The organism is Comamonas guangdongensis (assembly GCF_041079535.1).
Taxonomy (GTDB): Bacteria; Pseudomonadota; Gammaproteobacteria; order Burkholderiales; family Burkholderiaceae_C; genus Comamonas; species Comamonas guangdongensis.
On the sequence record NZ_JBFYGN010000011.1, the window covers coordinates 104,282 to 129,194 of the forward strand.

A 24,913-nucleotide genomic window follows, 5' to 3' on the forward strand; every position below is an offset into this window, starting at 1 on the left:
ACGTGGCAGCTCCAATACAGCACATGCGCTGGCGACAGCTTGCACTAGCGTCTCAAGGACTGTGCGTGCGCAAGAGGTTCGGCAAGGGTCTTGCTGGCACCTTGGCTGCGATTGAGCATCTGGGCTACGTGCAGATAGACACGCTGTCCGTTGTGGAGCGTGCACATCACCATGTTCTCTGGAACCGGGTGCCGGGCTACTCTTCGCAGTACCTGAATCAGTTGTCCAGTGCTGGAAAAATATTCGAATACTGGTTTCACGCAGCGGCTTACTTGCCTATGCGGGACTACCGGTTTGCGTTGCCACGCATGCTCTCTTTTCGTCGTGATGAGAGCCCCTACTTCAGGAGCGTCGATAAGGCTCTGATGGCGGAAATCCTTGCTCGTGTGCGAGGAGAAGGGATGCTGAAAACACGCGACCTGAAGGAAAGCACCAAAGGCAAAGGTGTGTGGTGGGACCATGGACCAGGTCGGCGAGCACTCGACAAGTTGTTCATGCAGGGCGACTTGATGATTCGCGAGCGCAACGGCATGGAAAAGCTTTACGTGCTGCCGGAGCAATTGCTCTCCCCAGACGTGAATCAGCAAGAACCTACTGTCGATGAAATGGCGGCTTATCTGCTGGACAACACCATGCGTGCACATGGTGTCTTTACCTTCGGACAGCTTCTTCATTTGCGTACCGGAAAGCCTTTGCGCAACGCGATGCGAGAGCTGTTGCAAGCGCGTCTGGAGCAAGGTGCCCTGCATAGATTGGATGACCCCGCTCATCCAGATACCTACGCTGTAGTTGCCAAGCCCCGAGCAGAACGTCTTTCACGTGAAAGCGCTGAAGTACGCCTGCTGTCGCCCTTTGACAACGCGGTGATTCACCGAGAGCGTCTGGCGCAGATGTTCCACTTTGATTACCGGCTTGAAAGCTACGTGCCTGCGGCCAAGCGCAAGTACGGCTATTTCTGTCTGCCCATCCTGTGGCAGGGCGAATTTGTGGGGCGCATTGACTGCAAGGCAGACCGTGGTGCCGCGCGCTTTTATGTGCACAACCAATATCTAGAACAGGGATGGGTTCCTGACGCCGCTTTTCAGCAGGGGATGCAAAACGCCATTGGCGAACTGGCACGATTTTGTGGCTGCACTGAAGTGCAATAAACAATTGCGTACTTCAAGTCTTGCCGCTGAAAGACGAACGGCTGCTCATGGCCGGTAGTGTGAGTGCACGGATGCGTCAGGAAGCGGACACCCGATATGCGAGATCAGCCGGAGACGTCAGCTGTCAGCGAGGTCCACAAACTAGTGCTACCGGCCAGGAGCAGACGACCGCAGTGCACCTCTGGACGACTTCTACAGGCTGTTAGCGGCCGGTCAATGCCATTATTTGGTGAGCGGTTTCGGTTGGAAGACGCCATCAAGTTTCTGACTGCTCAACGGCAGCGGTCAGCCGATTGCGACAAAAATGAACTCTCACGGGGATCGGCCTAATGGGAGTGGGCAGGCAAGGACTTTACTGCGACCTGTGCCAAGAATTCCGCCAGCAAGTTCACTCCATGCTTTTCGGGCGTTTCTGGTACCAGCAAGCCAATAGCGGCCAGGGTGGGAGGAAACTGCAGCGCCAACACCCGCAGCCAGCCTGCCTGCACAAAGGGCTGAACCACACTTAGCGGAGTTAGCGCGACTGCGTTCGTGGTGCGCAGATATTCCAAAAGCATGGGCAGGGAGCGCGTGATCAAAGGTGAGTGCTGCGGCAGCTGTGCACAGGACTCGAACAGTCGTTCGAAAGCTTCATGCATTTGCGTGGACAAGGGCGCCAAAACCCATTGCTGCTCTAGCATCTGGTTCGCGTGTACGACACGCTTGCGGTGTAGCGGATGGCTGGGCCCAGCCACCGCAACGACCTGGTCCTGCAGCAACGGCACAAAACGCATCCCGCTGGCGACGACTGCGGGCTCGCGCACGAGCACCATATCGAGCGTGCGCGCGGCCAACGCAGCTAATAGTGCGTGGTGACTGTCTTCCACCACCTCCACACGCAGTTGCGGATGCTGCTGAAGAAATGGCGCGAGCTCTCGGCCTAGAAAGCCCGACAAGGCACCTGTAATGGCCCCCACGCTGAGCACACCCTGCGCGCCTTCCGCGGCCGCAGCCAACATCTCTGCGCAGCCAGTGAGTGAGCCCAGCATGCTGCGCAACAGCGGTAGTAGGTCGCGGCAGATCAACGTGGGGCGTACTCCGCGTGCATGACGCTCAAAGAGCGGCAAACCCACCATCCGCTCCAATTCAGACAAAGCTTTGGTCGCTGATGACTGCGTTTGTCCCACAACTTCGGCTGCGCGCTGGATGCTGCCCAGGTCGGCAATCAGCACGAGCAGCTGCAACTGACGCAGCCGCGTGCGCGCCAACAAACGATTGAGCAAGGCCGAAGAGCGCCCTGAATTGGGCAAGTTCAAGGTAGTCGTAGATTGCATAGCTAAGTGCAATTTAGCACCTGAAAGATGGATGTCATGCCCCAGACTTGCCCTTGCCCGCTATCGAGGCTTGCCATCAATAAGGAGACGCATCATGACCTCTATGCCCCACTCATTTGTCCGTCGTCTGTTCTGTACCGCAGCCACCGCCTGCACGGTCTGGGCGCTGGCCGAGCCTGCCATGGCAGCTGGCTTTCCGGAAAAGCCCATCACTTTAGTCGTGCCATTTGCCTCGGGCGGCTCCATTGATGCAGCCATCCGCGTGGTTCAACCCAGGCTATCGGCTGAACTGGGTCAGCCCGTGGTGATTGAGAACCTCGGCGGCGCTGGCGGAGCCCTGGGGGCAGCCAAAGTAGCCAATGCCGCCAAGGATGGTTACACGCTGCTGGTGGGCTCCATCAACGATGTGGTGCTGGTGCCTGTGCTCAACAAAAACGTGCGCTACGAACCCAAGGACTTTGTGCCCATCGGTCCTATCAGCTCGAACTCGCCACTGCTGGTGGCACGCAAGGATTTGCCTGCGAATGATTTGGATGGCGTGATTGCTGCGTTGCGTGCCAAGCCGGAATCTATCAGCTATGGCAGTCCCGGCATGGGCACCATGCAGCATTTGGTGATGGAAGACCTGCAGCAGCGCGCCCATGTGCGGATGCTGCATGCACCTTACAAGGGCGCTGGCCCGCTGCTGACAGACTTGCTGGGGGGGCAGATCGACTTGGCCGTGATGGTGCCGGCTACTGCCTTGCCGCATATTGAAGCCGGTCGCATCAAGGTTCTGGGCGTGGCAAGTTTGCAGCGACAGCCCATGATCAAGAACATTCCCACGCTCAACGAGGGCAAGGTCGTCAAGGGCCTGGAGATGAATGGCTGGATGGGCCTCTTTGCTCCAAAGGGTGTAGCGCCAGATCACATAGCTCGCCTGAAGACGGCGTTGGAGGCCGCTCTTGCATCAAAAGGCGTTCCCGAGCAACTGACAGCCATGGGCATGCAAGTGGCGACGGCGACCGAGCAGCGCCAATTTGCCGACCAGATCGCGCGCGACGAGGCCAAGGCCCGTAGCTTGAGCGTGAAACTGCAATAAGAGCGCACCATGCCAATCATTCAAGCCATTGCCGACAACCCCGAATTCCGTCAGATTCGCCGCGACTTGCATGCCCATCCTGAACTTGGCTTTCAGGAAGAGCGCACCAGCGCGTTGGTGGCCGACTACCTGCAACACTGGGGCTATGAGGTCACGCGCGGCGTGGGCGGAACAGGCGTGGTCGGCACGCTCAGGCGCGGCCAGGGAGCGCGCCGCATAGGTCTGCGTGCCGACATGGATGCTCTGCCCATGCAGGAGCTCAATACCTTTGCACACCGTTCACAGCACGCTGGCCGTATGCATGCCTGCGGCCATGACGGCCACACGGCGACACTGTTGGCGGCCGCCTGGCATCTAGCCCAAAGCTGCAAGTTTGACGGCACGCTGCACTGTATTTTCCAGCCCGCTGAGGAAGGCGGACAGGCCGGCGCTCGCGCCATGATTGAGGACGGTCTGTTTGAGCGCTTTGACTGCGATGCCGTCTTTGGCCTGCACAATGCACCGGGGCGCGCCATCGGCAGCTTTGGCGTGCGAGCCGGACCATTCATGAGCTCCAGCAATCGCTTTCGCATTGATGTCAAAGGAAAGGGAACACATGCCTCACAGCCTGATACAGGTGTTGACCCACTGATGTGCGCGGGCCAGATCCTCATGGGTCTTCAGACCATCATCTCGCGCAATCGCACGCCTGATGATGCGGCTGTGCTGTCCGTCACGCAAATCCACGGTGGCGATGCCGTCAATGTGATCCCCGACAGTGCCTGGCTGGGCGGGACTGTGCGCGCGCAAAGTGCAGACACATTGGACATGATCGAGCAGCGCATGAAGGATATCGTCCAAGGCTCGGCCACGGCCTATGACTGTGAAGCACAGTTGCACTTTGAGCGTAGCTATCCGGCGCTGGTCAATGACCCCGAGCAGACGGCATTCGCGGTATCAGTCATGCAGGAAGTCGTTGGTGTCGAACAGGTCGATGACAACGCGCCCCGGCTGACAAACTCCGAGGACTTTGCCTTCATGCTGCAGCAACGTCCCGGCTGCTATGTATTGCTGGGCAATGGAGAGGGTGACCACCGCCTGCCCGGCCATGGCCCCGGTCCCTGCCAGGTGCACAACCCATCGTATGACTTCAACGATGCGCTGATTCCGGTTGGAGCCAGCTATTTTGTGCGACTGGTAGAGCGTTTCCTGAAGTGAAATGCTGCAAGGTAAGCATTGATACTGACATCAGTTGCAGGATCGTCGTCCGCGTCGGTACTTGGATGACTGCTGTGGAAGCATGACTAGGAAGTAACGATACGGCCACGACGGACTGCACTTGCTAAAAGCAGTCGCTGCTGGCCACGAATCGAAGGACTGCAACGGGTCGCAAGCTCCTGGTCGCTCGACGTGACAGCAGACATCCAGTGACCTATCTGCCTGCACTTGATGGTCGTTGCACGCTGCACACCTGAAACCCGTCATTGGGCTGTCCCCCGCGTCGATGCTCGGATGGCCGGTATGGGAGGGTGACCGTTAGGAAGCGTTGCGACTACGAGCAGTTGCAATCGGTGCGCACTTGACGTTCGTTAAATACAGGCCGCTATGCCTCAAAGCTCACCGGTGATTTAGCGATGCGAACGCCTGATGGATTTGTCGCGCGAAATGGTGGTGATTTTGAGGCGCGAACAGCTGGTGGATTTGCTGTGCGAAATGGTGGTGGATTTTTTGCGAATACTCAGCTGCGCTTGACTGGCTTCGGCCCAGAGCAGGCGCCGCCGTGTCCGATGAACGGGCCCAGAAGAGACTAGCCAGACTATCGATGCCGTTTACTTTTTGTCACTATTGAGATAGAAACTCGGCAAAGCCTGATTAATGCGCTCATGCAGGGAGGGGCAACATGTTCACACGTGCTCTTGTGTGCTTTGTGCTTGCCTGTATCACCACAGGTTGCGCAACCTCACCAACCATCGATTGGCGCGTCGACATACCATTGCCTGCACAGCTGCCTGCTGCTCCTGATGGGTCGCTATACACAATGGAGCAGTCGTTGGCGGCAGCCGACCTGCAGATTGCCGACCTACACGCGAAGAAGCGCGAGTACACCGAACGCAGCACCCAGAACAGCAATCTGGCCCTCGGCCTCGGGCTGATCACAATCGGTGCGGCAATTGGGAATGCACACCGTGATGTCTTGAAGGTCGGTGCGTTTGGTGCAGGATCCTTGTACTTGGCCGACACCTTGAATTCGGCAAAGGCGCGCATGGACATATACAACGCGGGAATTACCGCGACGATGTGCGCGAAGAAGGCCGTGAGCAGCGCAGCGGCGGTATCGACCCGTTCGTTCGGTGAGCGCGACAAACAGGCACACAGCCTGAGCCAAGCGCTTGTTCGCCTCCAGACTGCGATTGCTAGCGCCGACATCGCGCTTAACGAACAGAAGAATCAACAACCGAATTCGAAGGCGGAGGAGTACGACAAGCAGCTGAACACCGCCGCGCTGATCAAGGGTAAAGGTGAGGCGGCCCTCGACGTCTACACCGAGTTCCGTCGCCAGCAGCAGCAAGGAGCAAAAGCCCTGTGGGAGAGCTTGCAGGACATCCGGAACAAAGTGGATCTTCTCTCGGAGCAATCGATGTCGGACGTCAAGCAGGTGTTCGCAAGCCTGCCAGGGCTCTTTTCCGCCATGGATTTGGCAGCGCCCGGCCTCAATCAGGGCACTCTAGCCAGCAAGTTCGCCCAGGACATGAACAACGGGCTGTTGAGCCCAGGTAGCAAAGGTGGAGCGGGCACTGTGAGTCAGACAAGCAAAAATCAATATTCCCAGAAGGTTCAAGGAGCGTCCGCGCCAAACCCGAGGGTGCAGGTGCTCCGCCTGGAGCGCAACCAAAGCGCGTCAGAAACACTCGCCGGCCCGTTCAAAGAGATGGCGAGTGCGGCAGCGGAAGTCGCTGCGGGTGCGCGAGATATGGAAGCGGCACTCCCCCCGAAAGGCTCCACCGCACTGACAGCTGATCAGCTCAAAGACTGCGGCGTTTCCGACGCTGTCCTTGCGTTGAAGATCGACGTTCCTGCAGATTCCACGGTACAAGTGAAACGGGATAAGGACAAGGACGCACCCGACACGTATGTGCACCTGTCTGGGGGGATCAAGCCCTACCGATGGCTCACATCCCAGGCTCAGAGCGAGGTGCGCCTGGAACAGGCCAATCCGCAGGATTCGTCGATGACATTGAAGGTTTCCAAGGATGCCAGCAAGGACGACTACATCCTCGTCATCCAAGATTCGTCACAAAACCCGCGCACGGTGCAGCTAAAAGTGACCGTGCCAGCTCCCTAGACGGGTAGGTATGTCATGCAGGGTTAGGCAGGCACAGTTTTATGTACCGAGGCAGGGTTCCGCGTCCGATAGCCATCGATCTCTCGCCCGCTTCCTATGAAATGGCCTGCGCGGATCGCGCAGCACCGCCGATGCCGCGCTCGAAATATGCGAGTCTTTGAAAGGAGTCAGCATGAAGAAAACCGTGATTCTGGTTGCTGCGATGGCGGCTTGTACTCTGGCAATTGCCAAGGGCGGTGGCAGCCATAGTGGAGGCTCGTCAAGTAGAGGAAGCGGTAGCTCTCACAGCTACTCCAGCGCCCACACTGGAAGCTCATCGGGCAGCCATTCCGTTCAGGGCTATACGCGCAAGGATGGAACCTATGTTCCACCGCATCACGCCACGAACCGAGACGACACGAAGAACAACAACTGGACAACACAGGGCAACGTGAACCCCTACACCGGAAAGCCAGGCACAAAGCCGGGCGACTAATGGTGCATCTAGACGGCAGCCACACGCTGAACTAGTCAGCGTCTACGTGACCGCCTCTTAATAGTTCGATGTAGTGCATTACAGAGGAGCCAACATGTCTCAAATACTTGGGTCTATCAACGGTGTACAAATCAATGAAGATGATGATGGACGCGTCTGGTATCGATCCGGCGCCTCCATTGACGCAGACGGAGCCAATGGGCAACTCGGTGGGCCGGTTGCGTATAACGACACAGACACAGGTTCCGACCACCTTGAAAACGGCGGTATGCGTATAGATGCCAATGGCAAAGTTGTGCGCACAGGCAACTCAGCAATTGCCATCCTTGGCCCAAACGGGCAGCCACGAGTTTTCGAGAATGGCCTTGTTGCCTCGAAAACTTGGTACCAATACCCGGGTCTCTCCTCGGACGATCCCAAAGCATATGTGGATTCGGAAACGGTCCCGTATATCGTTGTTCCGCCGTTGATTGTCAAAGAGACAGCCGGGGTGGTGCGGGGTAGCCGAGCACGCGTCACATACAAGGGCAAAACGGTGGACTGTGTAGTGGCTGATAAAGGCCCCACGAACCACATCGGTGAGATCAGCATCGCGGCTGCTCGAGCCCTTGGCATCAATTCAAGTCCAAGGAACGGCGGCATTGGTGCCAAGACAGTAGACTACGAGCTATGGCCTGGCCAAGCGGCAGATGGATTTGTTCTGCAACCCGCTTAGCAACACTTTGAGGCCCGCTTATGCGGGCCTTCGAACTTAAGCATCCTCGACTAAGCAATCATCCCGTTTTGGGCGCTTGGAATGCGCAGCATACTTCCAGCCCATGTTCCATTTGACCCAGAAATTCGGCGCCCTGCTGCTGGCCACCCTGCCCTTTATTGCCAGTGCCTCGGGCTTCGCTGACTGCCCGCAGTTCTTCCCCAAAGGCCGCGCTCCCGCGATCCCTGCTCAGCCAATGCAACGCGAGCTGTGCTTTTCGGAGTTCGTGGTTCTGCACAGCGGCATAACGAAGACCCCGGTATTCGTTGTGCAGCGCCTCAATGCCCAGATGCTCGAGCAAAGCCGCGCCTTGATACCCTGATTGCTACCTGCGAACGACCCGAGCAAGTCAAGACCAGGCTGCAGGGCATTAAGGCTCCAGAACGGCTGGCGTATCTGGCGTCCAAATAGTTGTCCGATTACGTCCGTTGCGCTTGGAGTAATACATTGCCGCATCCGCTCGCTCAAGGCAGCACTGGACAGAAAAATCACCCTGCCCTATGAGGCACAGGCCTAGGCTCACGGTAAATCGAATCGGGTCATGGCCTGGTGCGGCTACGGCGAGCCGGCCCACCGCCTCGCGCAGGTTTTCCGCACGCCGAAAAGCCGTGTGCTCATCGACGTCGGCGAGCAGGACGACAAACTCCTCACCGCCCAGGCGCCCCTGCATATCGCCTTTGCGCAGCTCCTTGGACACTGCAGCTACCAGGTGCTTGAGCACCTCATCCCCCGCAGCGTGGCCGTAGCTGTCGTTCACATGCTTGAAGTGGTCGATGTCCAGCATGATCAACGCCAATGTGTGGCCATGCCCCAGCCGCAGATGCTCCAGTTCCGACTCCATCCGGCTGGTGAAGGCCCGGCGATTGCTGGCGCCCGTCAAAGCGTCGGTGGATGCCAAGGTTTCCAAATGCGTCTCGCGCTGCTTGTAGTCGGTCACGTCGTGAAACACCCAGCAGATCCCCAATAGATGTTCTTGCTTATGCAGCGGCAACTGTTCAATTTCTATGTGGCGTCCATTGGGCAAGGCATGTATGGCACGACTCGGCTCCAAAACCGACAAGACATCCGCCGCAACCGCAGCTTGCGTCGACGAAGACAGGAGCACCTGGGCCACGGGTGCCGACAGATGGGGCTGAAGCAGCTCCACCGACTTGCCAACCAGCTCGGAAACGGCCAGCGGAAGTTCAAACATGGCCACCAGCATCTCATTGGCCGCCACGATGCAATGCCCTGCGCCGTCGGTCACCAGTATGCCTGAGGGGAAGTGTTCGATGATGGCTTCCATGCGCTGCTGCACCTGCTGAAGCTCGCTTTCCGCCCGGTGACGCGCATCGACATCGAACAGCGTCCAGATCACGTTGCCGTTTGGATCTTCCGGATCCAGCAGAGTCCCCTGCACGTCGAACCAGCATATGCGTCCACCCGCCCCCCGCAGCGCCCACTCGGCACGCACGGTCTTCTGGAGCTTGAGGCGTTGGTACAGCGCAGCAAAACGCTTGAAATGATCCTCCGACAGGTGCAGCTCCCGGAAGGAGGACTGCCGCGGCTGCGGGCCCGCGAGGATGCCGAAGAACTCGGCAGCGCGGGCATTGGCATAGACGATGTCCCGGCAATAGCTGGCCACCAGCACCATGGCACTGCCGCGCTCCAGGAGCGCGCCCACCATATGGGTCTGCTCCACCCGCTCATGGATATCGGAATGCATGCCCATCATCCGCAGAGCCTGCCCCTCGCCGTCGCGCTGTGTGACCTCTCCGCGCGACTCCACCCATCGCCATGATCCATCGGCCTGGAGCATGCGCATTTCCACGCGAAATGGCTCGCCATGATTCAGATGCTGCTCGAGCAGGGACTTGACACGCGACTGGTCCGCAGGGTGCAGGCGCCGAAAGAAGTCTGCCGACGGGAAGGTTCCCAGGGCCTGGTCTGCCAGGCCCAACATGGCATAGCACCGGGCATCCCACAGCACCAGGTCGCGCGTGCAATCCCACTGCCACAGTCCGTCGCGGACGGCACCAATGGTCAGCCGCAGCCGCTCTTCGCTTTGGCGAAGTGCGGCTCGCAAAATCTCGTCCTGCGTGACATCCAGGATATAGCCATGCCACAGCACCGATCCATCCTGTGCCTGCTGCGGCCTGGCATGGCCCTGCAACCAACGCTGAGTGCCGTCCGGACCATTGACGCGGTACTTGTGCGCCCAGTCGCTTTCGCTCTGTACCGCTTGAACAATGGACTCCTTCAGCTTGGGGAGGTCTTGCTTGTCTATGCATTGAGCGAAACGCGACAAAGTATCCTGCACGCCCGGCGTATCAATGCCGTGCATGGCATAGAAACCGGGGTTGGTGAAAGGCAGGACATAGTGCCCCTCGGCGTCCAAGCCGTACTGGAACAAGCCTCCCGGCACCTCCTGCGACAGGTGCATCAGGCGCTGCTCGGTCTGCATGCGCTGCTCTTCCTCGCGCCGCCGCAGGAACGACAGCCAAGCTATCAACAACCCACCCAGGAGAATCAGCAGTGTTCCCACGCCGTTGCGCCACAGACTCTGCCTAATGGTCTCGCTCAAGGGGGCGTAGACGGCCTGACGATCCAGCCCCGTGCTGACCAGAACAGGGAATCCGCTCACCCTGGTCCAGGCATACATGCGCTGTATGCCGTCGGACCCAGCCTGCACCTCGTACGTACCTCCCGATACGCCGGGCGCGAACAGCGCCACACGCTCCTTGGGCACCTTACCGCCCAGAACGCCGTCTTGCTGCTGCGAACGGGCCAGATAGGCTCCATCCTCACGCAGCAGCACTATCACGTCGCGCTGACTGTCGAAGATGGTCTGCAATTGCCTGGACAGATATTCAGGCGACAGCGACAGCACGAGCACACCCGAAAACTTGCCCTTGTGAATCAAGGCACGACTCAGCTGGATGCTCCATTGTCGGGAAACACGGCCCTGCACGGGATGGCCGATAAAGGTACCCTGCATCGAGCGATTGAGATGCACCTGGAAATGCTCGCGATCGAAAATCGAGACCGCCTGCTTGGGCTGGGCCGGTGTATCCAGGCTCGAATACACCACCTGGCCTCGCACATCCGCCACGGACACCTGCACGATGGTGCCCGCCGGGTATGACTTGCGGACGCTAGCAACGGCACGCTTGAACGCGATGGCGTCGCCCGATTCGTAGTCGTTGACCATATCCCGCATGGAATAGTCGAGGCCCGAGAGCATGGCTCCTACCTGGGCCGAAATCGCATGGGACATCTGGGTGACACGCAGCCAGGCCTGCTCCTGTGTGTAGTGCCGCAAGTACTTGTGGCTGTCCAGAAGCGCCGCCCAGTATCCCGCTGCTGCGAATACCATGAAACAGACGCCAATGATGATGGTGAGCGAAGCTCTGACACGCGAGCGGAAAGGAGGATGGGACTTGGCGGGGCGAAGAGACATGAACGAAATAAGACAAGCAAAAACTATGCGGCACCACTTACGAACCCATCCTGAACTCAGCGACACGGCAACCTGCCAGGAGCAACAGCCCCGAGAACCGTGGATATCCGGCGCTACAGAGACCTGAACTACCTCGACTGAACCGCATCTCCATCATGCACTCAGCTCATATTACACCCGGATACATTCAAACCATTCTCACCAGCACATGGCCGCAATGCACTTGCCAACCAAGCGCATTTTGCCCGGCAGCGCCAGCGACTATGTCGCCAGTTGCAGGCTGTGCTCGGCAAACGCCGCGAAAGCCTGTGGCTCCAGCGGCCGGCTGTACCAATAGCCCTGCATGTCGTCGCAGCCGTAGGCCTGCAGCAGCTGAGCCTGCTCGGCGGTTTCCACCCCTTCGGCGATGGTCCGCAGGCCCAGGCTTTGGGCCATGCGAATGATGGCCGTGACAATCGCCTGGTCGCTGCTTTCATCCACCAGCTCACGCACGAACGACTGGTCTATCTTCAGCTTGTCGATGGCATAGCGCTTGAGGTAGCTCATCGAGGAATAGCCGGTACCAAAGTCGTCCAGCGCCACGAGAAAACCAGCGGCATGCAGCTTGCGAATGGTGATTTCTGCCTGCTCGGGCTGCTTCAGCGCCACAGCCTCGGTCAGTTCCATCTCGATGCGCTGTGGCTCTACTCCCACGCGCCGCAGGGTAGCCAGGACTTCCTCCACAAAATGCGGACGTCCAAACTGTGCGGCCGACACGTTCACTGCAACCACCAGCTCAGGCAGCCCTTGGGCATCCCATTCGCGCACCTGCCGCGCGGCATGCTCCAGCACCCACAGATCGATGGCCACGATGGCGCCGCTTTGCTCGGCAATCGGAATGAATTCGGCCGGCGACACCAGCCCCCATTGCGGATGGCGCCAGCGCAGCAGGGCCTCGGCACCGGTCAGGACTCCGCTGCCCAGAGCGCACTGAGGCTGGAAAGCCAGGAACAGCTCACCATGCTCAATGGCGTGCTTGAGGCCCGAGGCCAGTTCCAGCGAACGACGTGTGTGCGCCTGCATCTCGGGGGCAAAAAAGCGCAGCGTGTTGCCGCCATCCTGCTTGGCGCGGTACATCGCCAGCTCGGCCGCCGAGACCAAGGTGCCCGCCGTTTGAGCATCGTCGGGGAACACTGCCACCCCAGCCGAGGCACCCGAATGCAGCGTGTGCTCCTGCAGGCGTACCGGAGTCTGTAGCAGCATCAAGGCATCCTGAACCATCAGCGCCACGGCGGCCTGCTCTGCCCTAGGTACTATGGCCACATAGACATCGCTGGAGTAGCGTGCCAGCGGAATCTGCGCCCCCAGACTGCGGCGCAACCGGTTGGCCTGTTCCACCAGCAGCTCGTCGCCCGCGGCGTGGCCCAGGCTTTCGTTGATCAGCTTGAACTGGTCCAGGTTGAACCACAACAGCGACAGCCGCTCGCGCTGCGCCATGCTGCGGTCAATCGCCTCGGCCAGTTGCTCCTCAAACGATTTTTTGTTGCTCAGCCCGGTCAGGGTGTCAAAATTCGACAGCGCACGGATGCGCTCCTCGGCCTCGCGGCGCAGGCTGATGTCCTCCTTGTGAGCCACGTAATGGGTCACCTGACCGAAGGCATCACGGATGGGATAGAGCGACGCGCTCTCGGTGTAGGTCTGACCGTTCTTGCGGCGGCTGATCAGCTCCCCCTGCCACGGCAGGCCCTGCGGCAGCCTGTGCCACATCTCGACGTAGGTGGAACGCGGCGTCAACCCGGATTGCAGCAGCCGCGGATTGCGCCCCAGCACCTCCTCGGCGGTGTAGCCACTGACCTCGGTGAAGGCGCGGTTGACATACAGAATGCGAGCCTGGGTGTCGGTCATGATCACCTGCGAAGGGCTCTGATCCAACGCCTCGGACAGACGGTGGATGATGGCCTCCTGCCGCCGCTGCGTGGTTCGCTGCCAGATGGTATCGGCCAGAGTCTGCAGAGCCTGCACATCCTGCTCGCTGTAGCCCTCGGGCTTGTTGCCCACTCCCAGCAGCATGCGCACCCGCCCTCCTTCGATCACGGGCAGGCAGGTACAGCGCTGCAGCAGGGATTCGCGCCCCCCCTGGCTCGGCCAGACCACAGCCCGGCGCTGACTCAGCACCTCCTGCCAGGGCATCGCCCGGACCAGTTCATCCAGGTCCAGACCCTGAGGAGCCAAGCCCATGGCCAGATCCGCCCCCTTTCCATCGGACTGTGCAAACAGCAGCAGTGCCACGGAACTGTGGCTCAGTCGCCGAGCAAACTCCACGCCACAGCGCAGAAAATCACTTTCCAGTTCGTGACCGTCTTGGTGCTGCAACTCGAGCAGCGCGGCATTCAGCAAGGATTCGGCCATGAGGTGCTGTTCGTTGTGCACCGCGGCCGTCACGTCCCGGGACAGCACCAGATAGGTAGGCTGGCGCCCGGCAGGTGCGGCCTTTTTGGCCACGGCCAGCTCGAAATAATGCTCTCCGTCGGGCTTTGGCAAACAGATGCGCTGACCCCGCGCCACACCTTCGGCCTCCGCCTGCTCCAGCGCCGCCAGGCAGGTGGCTGCAGCCTCGGGCGGCAGCACCTCGGCCACGGGCTTTCCCAGCAATCGCAGCTTGGTCGCCGCCCGCTGCTCCGGGTCGTTGGCGTGCACCTCCAGGTACACCCCCCTGCGGTCCATTTCGAACAGCAGATCAGGCAGGGTTTCCAGCGTGGCACGCTGGCGGGCTTCGGCCATCTGCAGGCCCAGATACGGCTGGCGCACGGTCTCGACGAACAGTCCGCGGTACAGGAAACCATAGGCAATGATCTTGTACAGATGCCCTGCCAGGTTGTAGACGTCGGAGACATTGGCATACAGCGTGAAGAAGTACTCACAAATCGCCAGAATGAACGACGCCAGCGCCAAATAGGCACGCCCGGGCTCCCGTGAAACCTGCCCCAAAAATCCCAGGCCCGCCACGATGTAGGCCGCCATCAGCGCGTATTCCAGCTGGATCTTGAGCTCCGTCAGCCCGCTGCCGGGCACAAAGGTGCGCGGCATGCTGTCCGGGTGTACCAGCAGCAGATAGTGCACGGCCCCGACAATCCCCCCCATGACCAGCAGTCCCAGATAACGCCAGCGCCGGTTCAGCCAGCCGCTCCAGCCATGGGGCCAGAGCGCCGCCCACAGCAGGGCGGCTGCAGCCATGGCACGTGCCGCCAGCCAGAAATTGATGGCTTTTTCCGGGCCGCTAGGGGTGATGAGATCCGGCATGCCGGCATACGACAGGGTGTGCGACAGATCCAGCAGCGCCACCCCCAGCAGACCGGTGCCCAGGACCAGGGCCCGTCCATTCAGGCGGTATTTCTGTGTGACCCAGGCAATGCTGAACACCATCGCAGCCACCGCTATCGACAGCATCTCCATGCTCGTGTGCAGGGGCAGGTAGCTGACCAGCCCTCGCGCCTCATCCGGCGCCGGCAGTATCCGCAGCAGCCACAGCCCAGCCAGCAAGGCTGCCAGCCAATATGCCGATTCGCGAAACTCCCGGTGGTTGGTCATGGCCGTCATCGATGCAAGCGTCCTTCCGAAATACAGGGTGCCCGATGACCAAGCATCACAGGCGATCACACGAATTGTTGCATTTTCTTACCTATTTGCGACAAGGCAAGATTTGCGCCAGGTCGAGATAGCTCGAATCCGTCCCGTCCACGACCAGGTCGCGCGACTAACAAACAGCTGTCCGCCACCAGGGAAGAAAAAAACAGTCGGTGGCCGGGGATTTCATCGTCGACGACCAGTGAAGCGGAGTCAGTCCCGAGGCGTTTGAGCGCGCCCGGGCGTGACGCGGGAAGCTGTCTGCGGGAGCGGAACACTCCACCCATTCGAAGCCTGGATAGTGTGCAGAGCAGATTACTTGGCCGCCGGGTCCTTGCGATGCTGCACCCACTCTTCAATGGCCGAGCCGTCCGGCAGCTGGCAAATGCTGCGATCAAGGTCAGGACCGGTTTCCGTGCGCAGCTTGCCGCCTTGCTTGCTGCAATTGGAAGCAGAGGGATTGCCCATGCTGATGGTGACCGTCTGAGCGCAGCCGTTGAGAGTCAGTACAGCAATCACGGCTCCTGCTGCGCCTAGTGCTTTGTTCATGTGCTCAATGTATCAAATGCCCTATCACGAGAAGGCGTGCGCGCTTTCAGCACGTTTTTTTGAAGCATTGCAAATACCGCGTAACTAGGCCTTGCTCGAGGCATTTTTCCCGCCAGACAGCGATACAACGACCAGGGCAATGCCACCCAAAATAGCGCCGCCGGCCAGCGTCAGCCGCAAAGTCCAGGCCTCATCCAGCAGCAATACGGCACCAATTGCCGCCAGCAGCGGCACGCTAAGTTGCACGGAAGCGGCCGTTCCAGCCTTCAGGCCCGGCAGCGCCGCATACCACACCACATAGCCCAGCCCCGAAGTCAGTACACCAGAGCACAGCGCATATGCCAGCCCTGCCGCATTCATCGAAATCTGGCTCGGCATCAGGGCAGGCAGCAACAGCGCCAGCGGTGCAGCGCGCAGAAAATTGCCAGCCGTCACGCCCATGGGGTCGGCCGCCCCCTTGCCGCGCAGAGAGTAAACACCCCAGGCCATGCCGGCGACCAGCATCAGCAAGGATGCCCTCCAGGGCGGCGCGGACAGCCCGGGCCGAAGCAGTACCACCAGGCCGGTCAGGGCCAGCAGCAAACCGGCCCACTGCCGCAGCGCCAGTCGCTCCCCGCGCCACAGACCTACGCCCACCATCGTGGCCTGCACGGCTCCGAACAGAATCAGTGCGCCCGCTCCCGCCGGCAGGCTCACATAGGCCAAGGAGAAGGCCGCGGCATAAGCGAACAGCATCCAGGCCGACCACCAGTTGCCGACGCCCGCGGCAGGGGCCCGCCTCAGGCGCACGACCAGCGCCAGTATCAACGCGCCCGACACCAGGCGCACCGCGGTGAAGCTTGCCGCGTCGATGGCCTGAGACTGTAGCGCCATGCGACACAGCAATGAGTTGGCGGCAAAGGCCAGCATGGCCAGAGAAGTCAGCACGACTACATGAAACAACGGCATGAAGAAACCCTTGAAATAGCTGACGGAAACATCGTATTGCGGGCGCAACAATGCTTGCGAATTTTCAGGCTGACCCACCCAACGACTACTCTGGCGACAAACGGAGCAAACACCTTCGTGTGCAGCCAGCCACAAGCGATGCTCAGTCGTGACCGGGCTTGGCCACCGCGGCTTGCAACAAGCTTGCAGCCTCACTGTGTGAGACTCACATAGGAATGCTCAGCTGGAACTGCACCGCCCCATCTCCTCCGGAACTTTCCAGGTAGGCCTCTCCCCCATGCAGCTCGGCAATCCGACGCACCAAATACAGGCCCAATCCTGCTCCCGGCGACTGCTGAGCTTGACGCCCACGGAAGTATTTTTCGAACAGATGCTTTACCTCATCGGAAGGTATCTCAGCACCCGGATTGCTCACCCTGATAGCGAATCTGCCCTGCGGTCGCGCCAAGACCTCCAGATCGAACTGCAAATCAGGCAAGGTGTGACGGTCGGCATTCGCCAAGAGATTGCGCACCGCCACCCGCAATAGCTCCAGATCGCACCATAGCCGCTCGGGCAAGGCTGCGTCATGCAGCCTCACCCTTGCATCGGGCCAGTCCGCGGCCAGATCGTCCAACAGCTCGCGCAGCTCCTCGCCGGAGCACTCCCGAGGCTGGAACGGCGCTTGCTCGGTATTCATACGGTCTGTACTCAGGTACTCATCGACCAGAGCCATCATGCGCTTGGCGGCATCGCGCAGGTTGGTGCAGCGCGCCAGAGTTTTTTCACGCGCCGCATCAAGATTGCGGGCAATCTGCTGGGCCGTGGTGTTGATGATGGCAAGCGGGGTACGGAACTCGTGCGAGATCATGGCGATGAAGTCCAGTTGCGACTGCCGGGTCCGGCGTTCGGTTTCCAGCGCCGCCCGCAGCTCGACCTCCAGATACTCCCGCCTAGCGATCTCCTGGCGCAAAGCGACGGTGCGGCGAAGCACCTCCTGCTCCAGCAGCTCATTCTGTTGACCCACCAGAGCCACCAGGCGTTGCTGCGCAGCCTCTTTCTCGCGACGCATCCTGTCGTAGCCTTCACTGAGCCGCACGCTCATCACGAGCATATGCACCAGGGTACCCAGGGCAGTGGCGTTCTGGGTGATCACCGTGTTGGGCAACAGCCCCAGATTGCGCAGAAAGGCCACCGTCACGCCCGCGTAATAGATGCCGAACACCAGCAAGAAAGCGCGCGCGCGACCATCGTCGCGCGGCAGCAGCCACAGCGCCGTTCCTATCATGAGCACCATGGCCGTCAGGGCACCGAGCTGCATCAGCTGCATGCCGGCCCCGATATTGCCCGCAATGACCAGCATGGCCGCGATCAGCCCGATCGCAGAAAAGACGGCGATCAAGCCCCGGCTGAAGCGCGGCATGCGCTGTGCCAAGCCCAACTGCAGATCGCTGTAGAACACGCCGACCGGTAGGGCCGTGCACAAGACCAGACTCAGCCAATGATCCGAAAGCCATCCCGGCAGGCCGAACGCCTGCTGAGCCAGACCCGAGGTCAGCCACTCGCTTTGCAGCGCAAGCCCCACATAGGCCACATACCAGGCATTGACCATCTCCCGCGTCTTGAGCCAGAACAAGGCATGGAACAGGACCAGCAGCAGGCCGAAGCCAAGGCCCAGCCCATAATAGAAACTTTCACGCTGCGACTCGGATCCGTGCAGCTCCGGCGTCGCGATCTCCAGGCGTGTCGTCAGCGCGTTGCGGGTTTGCACGCGCAGCAGCAGCGGCTCGGGCTCGGCGCTGTTCAGTTGGAGCGGCAGCACGGGATTCCTGGCATCGATAGGCCAGAGCCGGCGATCCTGCTCCTCACCGGAGCGCTGCGCCAGTTGCCAATGCCCGGAAGCATCGCGCCGGTACAAGCGTACGTCGTCAAGCAGCGCATTGCTGAACTTCAGCAGCCACCGGACCGGAGCATCGCTGCCGCGTTGCACGCTCAGGCGCAGCCAGACCGCGTCATCGGTATAGCCCAGTTTCACCGAGCCGGGCAAGGCCTGCCACGAGCTCGCTTCGCCAGTCGCATCGGCAGCCAATTGCCCACCAGGGTCGCGCAGCAACGCCAGGTGGCCGCTGGCCGAGATGCTGCTGCCAGCATCGAGCTGCAGCACGGGTTGCGCGCCAACAGATGTACCGACCAAGGTCAGCAGCAAAGCCGCCAGCAGCACCCACCACCGAAACGGAGCCGGCCGCGGAATAAAAAACGATATCAGGGAGCACATCGGCGCCGATTATCGGCCCCTGAAGCGAACCCGGTCTGTGGAGGCTGCTGCCTGGCAGACAATACCGGCCGATGCTCAGAATTGCTCAGATTGCTGCCCGCCCAGCGCCTTACCCTAGACCCATGCTTGATCTGATCCTGCTCGAAGACGAGGCGGTGCTGCGTGAAGAGCTGTGCGACTTTCTCAGCGGCTGCGGCTATCGCGTTGACGCCGAATCCTCACTGGCCGGCTTTCGCCAGCGCTTTGACCCGACCCGCCACGGTATTGCCCTGCTCGACCTCGGACTTCCTGACGGCGATGGCCTGACCCTGATCCAGGAACTGCGTGCACGCGGCGAGCGCCTGGGCATTGTGGTGCTCACGGCGCGCGGCGGTGCACGCGACCGCGTCAACGGCCTCGACACCGGAGCCGACCATTACCTCTCCAAGACCTCCGACCTAGACGAACTGGCATCGACCCTGGCAGCACTGGCCAGGCGCCTGGACGGGCCCAGTTCTTGCCTGGCCGACACCTGGGTGCTCGAACTGGGTCCTCGCAGCCTCCGCCCACCGGGAGGGCCAGACATCGCCCTGTCCGAGCAGGACCTGACCGTGCTGCATGAGCTCATGCGCAATGCCGGCAACACCGTCAGCCGCCGGCAGATCATTCAGGCCCTGGACGAAGACTTTTTCAGCTACGACCAGCGCCGTCTGGACACCCAGATGCGCCGCCTGCGCCGCAAGGTCGAAGAATCCTGCGGGCTGACCTTACCGATCAACACAGCGCGCAATGTCGGCTATCGCTTCCATGAGAAAGCAAGCGTCAGTCTTTGAGACCATTGCCTGCCCCATTCCGCTGCTTGGTTGTCTTTCTAAGCGACCAAACAGCGTGACAAGCATAACGAGGGGCTTGAACACATCAGAACCGGCTTGCAAGCTACGAGCGCAAGGCATGCGATCTCAAAAAAATTTGAGAAAGATAACCGGTAGCTGAAAAGCGAAACTGAGCATTTCTAAGCACTGTTGGAATGCAGCTAATATTCAGCGAATTTCGTTAGTAACGAGAAAATCCCGAATTCATTGCGTAACAATTTTTAACTTCAAAACACGCTCTGCACTCTTTTCAACTTCGAGCAGAGATCTTGCACAGCTCATACAAGAACTCGTCTTGGAAAGCTGCTGCACTTTTGAATCTTAAATTTATCGCAATGAAAAAATCCTTAATCGCACTGGCCGCGATGGCCGTATCTAGCGCCGCCATGGCCCAATCGTCTGTAACCATCTACGGCGTGGTGGACACGTCCGTTGCCTATGAAGCCGGCGGTGCTTTCCGCGCGAATGGAAACGACTGGAAAATCGTAAACAGCAACTGGTCAGGCTTAGAGAATAGCGGCAATGTAAAAAGCCGCCTGGGTTTCAAAGGTACCGAAGACCTGGGTGGTGGCCTGAAGGCAAATTTTGTTCTGGAAGGTGACCTTACTCCAGACACAGGGGCAACCGCACTCAGCTTCGGCCGTCAGTCCACTGTCGGTTTGTCCAGCAATTTTGGTGAAGTGCGCCTGGGCCGAGAGATGACTGCAGCCTACAAAGCCACCAGCCGCTACGATGTCATGGGCCAGGCCGGTTATGGAGCGTCTTATCTGTGGGGGCGCGAGTATTTTCTCGACAACCGCGTAAGCAATGCCGTGACCTATGTGTCGCCCAATTTCAACGGCGTGGTTGCTTCGATGAACTACGGCTTTGGCGAAGACAAGGATGCCATCAGCGGTAAATTCACCAACAGCGCCAGCCGCTACCTAGGCGCCGGCATCACCTACGACAACGGTCCTCTGAGCCTGGGTCTGGCACTGGAGCAACTCAACAAAGGAGACCGCACCGCTTTTTACACTGGCACTCCTCCTAGCCCTGCCACCGATGGTCTGAAAACCACGGCATGGAGCCTTGGCGGATCGTACGATCTGGGCGTAGTCAAGATCGCGACCGCGTATCGTCAATCGAAACAAAAATCCGAGAGCTTCAACCCCTCGGTTGCATCTCTGGATCTGACCCAAAAGGGCTTCATGCTCGGCGTTTCCGCTCCTGTGGGCGCAGCAGGCGAAATCCGTGCCTCATGGAACCAGTACCGCGATTCATGGAGGTTCACTGGCAACACCTCGGATGACATGAAAGCGAACGCGCTGGCATTGGGCTATGTCCATAACCTATCCAAGCGCACGGCCTTGTACGGCACCTTGGCATATATAAAGAACAAGAACAAAACTAACCCTCTGACTGGCGACGCGTACAACATGGGGCAGAGGCTGGATGGCTCCCACACACGCCTGAAGGAAAACGGCAGCCAGAGCGCCCTGCAAATAGGTATCCGCCACTCCTTCTAAGCCAACAGGAAGGGCTTTCCGCTTCTTGCAAAACCAAGGCCCCTCCAGAGGGGCTTTGGTTTTGGTGACAAGACTTCAGCTGGATTGAACCTGCTTTGCGCAGCAGCATCGCAACTCGCTGAAGGCCCAGAAACAAAAATGCCTCACACAAGGTGAGGCATTTTGATATTTGGGGTGGCTGATGGGACTCGAACCCAAGACAACAGGAATCACAATCCAGTCTTTCAAGTCACTTTTCAGCATGAAATCAGCCACTTAGATTTCTGATTTTCCAACCATGCAGAAAAATTGCTCTAGCGATGTCGCGGGTTTTCGGGAGGCCGTTGGAAAATTTCGAGCATCAGAGTAGCCGCCTTCCGCCGCTGGCCACCCGGGCTCCAGAGGCGCGCCGAACCACCTATCACAGTGTGTCTCCGCCACGCAGGAAAGATAGCGCCCCGAGGAATCTTTCTTGAAGCCCAGACATACCCCGTCTACGCGTTGACGGGGCAGCCACGCCCCCGCTTCCTGTCTATCTCGTAATCGGCCAGAGCAATGCCGTAGGTGCCGGAGCCAATATCTCCGACCTATCGACTGCCTGGAAGGCCCCGCAGCCAAACACTCAGGTCTTCTATGCCAATGCGTGGCCTAAACTCGCACCTGGCGTCGTGCAGCCCGACTACTTTGGCCCGGAGATCTCGTTCGGCAAGCGGATCAGCCCATACGGCAAGATCGGGATCATCAAGGGCTCGGTGAATGCGACGAACCTCGCGGTCGACTGGAGCCCGACCCGTGCTGGGTCGCTGTACTTCAAGATGCTGGATATGATCCAGACGGCCAAGGTAACCAAGCCGATCAAGATTGCCGGCATTGTGTGGATGCAGGGGGAAAGCGATGCCAAGGATGCGGCGATGGCCAAGAACTACGGCGCAAATCTCGTCGCTTTCATCCAGGCATGGCGGCGTGACTTGGCCGACCAATCAATCCCGTTTGCCGCCTGCCGTGTCAATCCACCGCATGGGGAGTTTCCATATGCCGCGGATGTGCGCGCCGGAGAGGAAGGAGTCACGCTACCGGGGTAGGCGTGGTTTGACTGTGACAGTCTTCAGAAGGACTCAGGAGGCATTCACTACAACGCCGCCGGACAGTTGACGCTTGGCGATCTGTTCGCGGATGCTATGCTTAAGCTGAACGCCGTCAAATAGCTACTACGCCCGAGCCCAAAACTCGCGGTCGAGCCATCCTTCGCGCCAGCAATCATGCGGGCGCGTGCCGGCTCGGTACGGGTCCGCATCAAAGGGCTCGCCGTCCGATTCAGCTTCGCGCCCCTGCTCGTATGCGATCCTCTCCGTCCGAGTCAGCTCAGAGACGTTCACGCTCGGCCTAGATAGATCCGGCCGATAGAGTAACGACTGCCAAAATTTGCGAGCGTCAGCGATAAATTGCGACCAGAGATTCATTTGCCCCAGACGCTCAACGCGTCGCAGTCGGGGCAGCCTGAGAGAACTTGCGCGAAGCCCCCCGACCCATTTCAATGAAAGGCTTCTCAACAAACCGGTAGCCAATAACCCCCGCGAAGTAACTGCCAAAAAAAGTCAGCGGAAATATTATGGCCAACTTCTCATAGTTGCCGTATAGCTCGAAGCGAACAATCAATAGGACGGCCACCCCCACAAAAAGCATGTGGTAAAGGTAGATGCTGTATGACACGAGGCCGTAGCTGTATAGATGATCCAGAAACCACGATTTCGCCTTCAACGGTTCAGCACATAGTGCAAAGAATACGCACACCACCGCCAGCACACCGTAGCAAGTTGTCTTGTCGCTGAAGAAACCTCGCTCCGGCAACGCAATATAGTCCAAACGGATGGCTGAAACCAACGCCACACACCCGACAAAAATGAGGAACGAATGGCTAAACCTCATCCTCCGAGGGCGGTCCACGAGCAATGCGGCCATCGCTACACCGAGGAAAAACGTGAATCCCAACTGAAAGAACTCAGGCCGATCGAAAGGCACCGCATCTTGATGGTGAATCACATCCCACATGACGGCGCTGAGGACGATGCATGAAGCAACCCCCATCCACTTCTTGCGCATGAGGATCAGGACGGCAGGAAGAATCAAGTAGTACCGGAACTCTATCGCAAGAGACCAGTACGCGCCATTTATAATCGTGCGCGGCCCAAAAATGTCGGATGACATCGAGAGGTAGCTGAGAACATCGCGCAAGGTGTATGGCGTGACAAATTGCCCGATCCAGTGGCCAGCGTTTCCCGTATAAAGCGCGCTGAACAGCTTGGTGAACGGTATATACACGGCCATGGAAATAGCGAATGCCGGCCAAATCCTTAGCAACCGCTTCCAGTAAAAACTGGGAATATCACGAACCGTCTTCACCGTCGATGCATTGCTGATATACAGCGTACACCCGCTCAACGCGAAGAACAGGCACACCCCGAAAGTGCCGAGATCTAGCAGGTTCAACGGCAGGAACTTACTCCCGACGTCCCCTGCGCCGTATGCCACTTCCGCTCCTCTGAGTGAGTGGGACACGACAACCAGAAAGGCCGCAAATCCACGAAGCCAGGTTAATTGGTCGATGTATTTCTTATTCATGGCCTCAGGGCTGGAGTGTTTGACGTGCACCATTAGACGCAAGGGTGCCCGTTCGGGGCTGCAAGGCGAGACTGTAACATCGCCATCGCCGCAATTCTAATCCAGCCCAGCTGCGCCTTACTGGCATGCGGCGACCGCCGCTTTCAGCCTGATCTCGTAGCCAGCGCGCAGTGCCAGCTCGGCCAGTGTGGCCTGGAACCACACGAAGTCGCTGGCCGTGTCGGAGACCTTGGCCAGCGGCCAGTCCGGCTCCGGGATGTCCGGCGCCTTGCACGGGACCGGTACCGGGACTTTGACTTCGATGGGCTTCTCGACCAACCGCAGGGGCCAGCCATACAGCAAGAGCGGCTGGAATTCGGTCTGGTCGGACGCCATGTGAGTGGATAGCGACCTTCGACCGAGAGGCTGCAATCGCCCTCCAGGCGGCCCGCCTGGCACGAAGCGGAGCGCAGGCGTCAGAAGTGGGCGGAAACGGACGACGAAGGCCCGGGATACTCGATCACGGGTCACCCCGAGTACTTCTCGACCATGGACATCCGACCCGCCGCCATCACGACGAAGCTGGAGCGCCGGTCGGCAGATGCATATGACTTCGCGGCGCACGCAAACCCCGCGACGACGCACCGACATTACGACCGCCGGAAGGTGAAACGGGCTGCTGCGACGGAGTAGAAAACAAAAACGGTGCTGTGAGCACCGTTGGAAAATTCCCATTTTCTCTGGAAATGGCTCGCATCACGAACCGCAAAAGTGCGGGTAACTCATTGATACGAAAGAGAATTTTGGGGTGGCTGATGGGACTCGAACCCACGACAACAGGAATCACAATCCTGGACTCTACCAACTGAGCTACAGCCACCGTAGAAGCGCTTATTATACTTCAATTCATGCTCATCAAACTCAAATTTAAGAGCATGAAACATTGAAATACCAATGACTCCGAAGCGTTCACCTCTTAGTCAAAGAAAAACGCTCTGTTTCACAGAGCGTTTTAAATTTGGGGTGGCTGATGGGACTCGAACCCACGACAACAGGAATCACAATCCTGGACTCTACCAACTGAGCTACAGCCA

At 59.3% G+C, this 24,913-nt stretch carries 18 protein-coding genes and 2 tRNA genes; 10 read left to right on the forward strand and 10 right to left on the reverse strand.

What is annotated here, in order from left to right:
- The first annotated feature begins 65 nt into the window (after positions 1-65).
- The gene (locus AB6724_RS11770) at positions 66-1,148 is read left to right on the forward strand and encodes a winged helix-turn-helix domain-containing protein (protein ID WP_369338708.1); all 1,083 of its coding nucleotides are present in this window, start codon (positions 66-68) and stop codon (positions 1,146-1,148) included.
- Positions 1,149-1,474: 326 nt separating this feature from the next.
- Here AB6724_RS11770 and AB6724_RS11775 read toward each other — a convergent pair whose 3' ends face one another.
- Positions 1,475-2,410 (reverse strand): LysR family transcriptional regulator, encoded by a 936-nt coding sequence (locus AB6724_RS11775; protein ID WP_369338709.1) that lies wholly within the window; start codon positions 2,408-2,410, stop codon positions 1,475-1,477.
- On the opposite strand from AB6724_RS11775, the gene AB6724_RS11780 reads away from it, so the two are divergent.
- The 6 genes from AB6724_RS11780 (at position 2,385) to AB6724_RS11805 (ending at position 8,415) form a co-directional block, all read left to right on the forward strand.
- Positions 2,385-3,542, forward strand: a complete 1,158-nt coding sequence (locus AB6724_RS11780; protein WP_369338710.1) for a Bug family tripartite tricarboxylate transporter substrate binding protein — start codon at positions 2,385-2,387, stop codon at positions 3,540-3,542. The two genes, AB6724_RS11775 and AB6724_RS11780, sit on opposite strands and share 26 nt — an antisense overlap.
- A 9-nt stretch (positions 3,543-3,551) precedes the next feature.
- Entirely contained in the window at positions 3,552-4,739 is a 1,188-nt protein-coding gene (locus tag AB6724_RS11785; RefSeq protein WP_369338711.1) for a M20 aminoacylase family protein, read from the forward strand.
- A 682-nt stretch (positions 4,740-5,421) separates the two neighbouring features.
- Complete coding sequence (locus AB6724_RS11790; protein ID WP_369338712.1) at positions 5,422-6,864, forward strand: hypothetical protein; 1,443 nt, start codon at positions 5,422-5,424, stop codon at positions 6,862-6,864.
- A gap of 172 nt (positions 6,865-7,036) precedes the next feature.
- Positions 7,037-7,339, forward strand: coding sequence for a hypothetical protein (locus tag AB6724_RS11795; protein ID WP_369338713.1), 303 nt, complete (start codon positions 7,037-7,039; stop codon positions 7,337-7,339).
- Between the two features lie 94 nt (positions 7,340-7,433).
- Positions 7,434-8,054: an RlpA-like double-psi beta-barrel domain-containing protein gene (locus AB6724_RS11800; protein ID WP_369338714.1), complete on the forward strand. Its 621-nt coding sequence runs from the start codon at positions 7,434-7,436 to the stop codon at positions 8,052-8,054.
- A 103-nt stretch (positions 8,055-8,157) separates the two neighbouring features.
- The gene (locus AB6724_RS11805) at positions 8,158-8,415 is read left to right on the forward strand and encodes a hypothetical protein (RefSeq protein WP_439329862.1); all 258 of its coding nucleotides are present in this window, start codon (positions 8,158-8,160) and stop codon (positions 8,413-8,415) included.
- Between the two features lie 48 nt (positions 8,416-8,463).
- Here AB6724_RS11805 and AB6724_RS11810 read toward each other — a convergent pair whose 3' ends face one another.
- The 5 genes from AB6724_RS11810 to AB6724_RS11830 form a co-directional block, all read right to left on the reverse strand.
- Positions 8,464-11,532, reverse strand: a complete 3,069-nt coding sequence (locus AB6724_RS11810) for a diguanylate cyclase (protein ID WP_369338715.1) — start codon at positions 11,530-11,532, stop codon at positions 8,464-8,466.
- 261 nt (positions 11,533-11,793) lie between these two features.
- Positions 11,794-15,108, reverse strand: a complete 3,315-nt coding sequence (locus AB6724_RS11815) for a bifunctional diguanylate cyclase/phosphodiesterase (RefSeq protein ID WP_369338716.1) — start codon at positions 15,106-15,108, stop codon at positions 11,794-11,796.
- Positions 15,109-15,450: 342 nt separating this feature from the next.
- Entirely contained in the window at positions 15,451-15,684 is a 234-nt protein-coding gene (locus tag AB6724_RS11820; RefSeq protein ID WP_369338717.1) for a putative hemolysin, read from the reverse strand.
- Positions 15,685-15,768: 84 nt separating this feature from the next.
- A complete protein-coding gene (locus AB6724_RS11825) occupies positions 15,769-16,632 on the reverse strand; it encodes a DMT family transporter (RefSeq protein WP_369338727.1) in 864 nt (287 codons plus the stop codon).
- 205 nt (positions 16,633-16,837) lie between these two features.
- Entirely contained in the window at positions 16,838-18,886 is a 2,049-nt protein-coding gene (locus tag AB6724_RS11830) for a sensor histidine kinase (protein WP_369338718.1), read from the reverse strand.
- Positions 18,887-19,008: 122 nt separating this feature from the next.
- On the opposite strand from AB6724_RS11830, the gene AB6724_RS11835 reads away from it, so the two are divergent.
- Both AB6724_RS11835 and AB6724_RS11840 read left to right on the forward strand, forming a co-directional pair.
- Positions 19,009-19,698, forward strand: coding sequence for a response regulator transcription factor (locus AB6724_RS11835; RefSeq protein WP_369338719.1), 690 nt, complete (start codon positions 19,009-19,011; stop codon positions 19,696-19,698).
- 308 nt (positions 19,699-20,006) lie between these two features.
- The gene (locus tag AB6724_RS11840) at positions 20,007-21,242 is read left to right on the forward strand and encodes a porin (protein ID WP_369338720.1); all 1,236 of its coding nucleotides are present in this window, start codon (positions 20,007-20,009) and stop codon (positions 21,240-21,242) included.
- Between the two features lie 170 nt (positions 21,243-21,412).
- Here the strand turns inward: AB6724_RS11840 and AB6724_RS11845 are convergent.
- Positions 21,413-21,497 (reverse strand) — tRNA-His (locus AB6724_RS11845).
- Positions 21,498-21,706: 209 nt separating this feature from the next.
- On the opposite strand from AB6724_RS11845, the gene AB6724_RS11850 reads away from it, so the two are divergent.
- Positions 21,707-22,303, forward strand: coding sequence for a sialate O-acetylesterase (locus AB6724_RS11850; RefSeq protein ID WP_369338728.1), 597 nt, complete (start codon positions 21,707-21,709; stop codon positions 22,301-22,303).
- A gap of 391 nt (positions 22,304-22,694) precedes the next feature.
- Here the strand turns inward: AB6724_RS11850 and AB6724_RS11855 are convergent, their stop codons facing one another.
- From AB6724_RS11855 to AB6724_RS11865, 3 genes are all read right to left on the reverse strand, one after another.
- A complete protein-coding gene (locus AB6724_RS11855) occupies positions 22,695-23,840 on the reverse strand; it encodes an acyltransferase family protein (RefSeq protein WP_369338721.1) in 1,146 nt (381 codons plus the stop codon).
- Positions 23,841-23,957: 117 nt separating this feature from the next.
- The gene (locus AB6724_RS11860) at positions 23,958-24,215 is read right to left on the reverse strand and encodes a hypothetical protein (protein ID WP_369338722.1); all 258 of its coding nucleotides are present in this window, start codon (positions 24,213-24,215) and stop codon (positions 23,958-23,960) included.
- 408 nt (positions 24,216-24,623) lie between these two features.
- A tRNA-His gene (locus tag AB6724_RS11865) sits at positions 24,624-24,699 on the reverse strand.
- Positions 24,700-24,913: the final 214 nt, after the last annotated feature.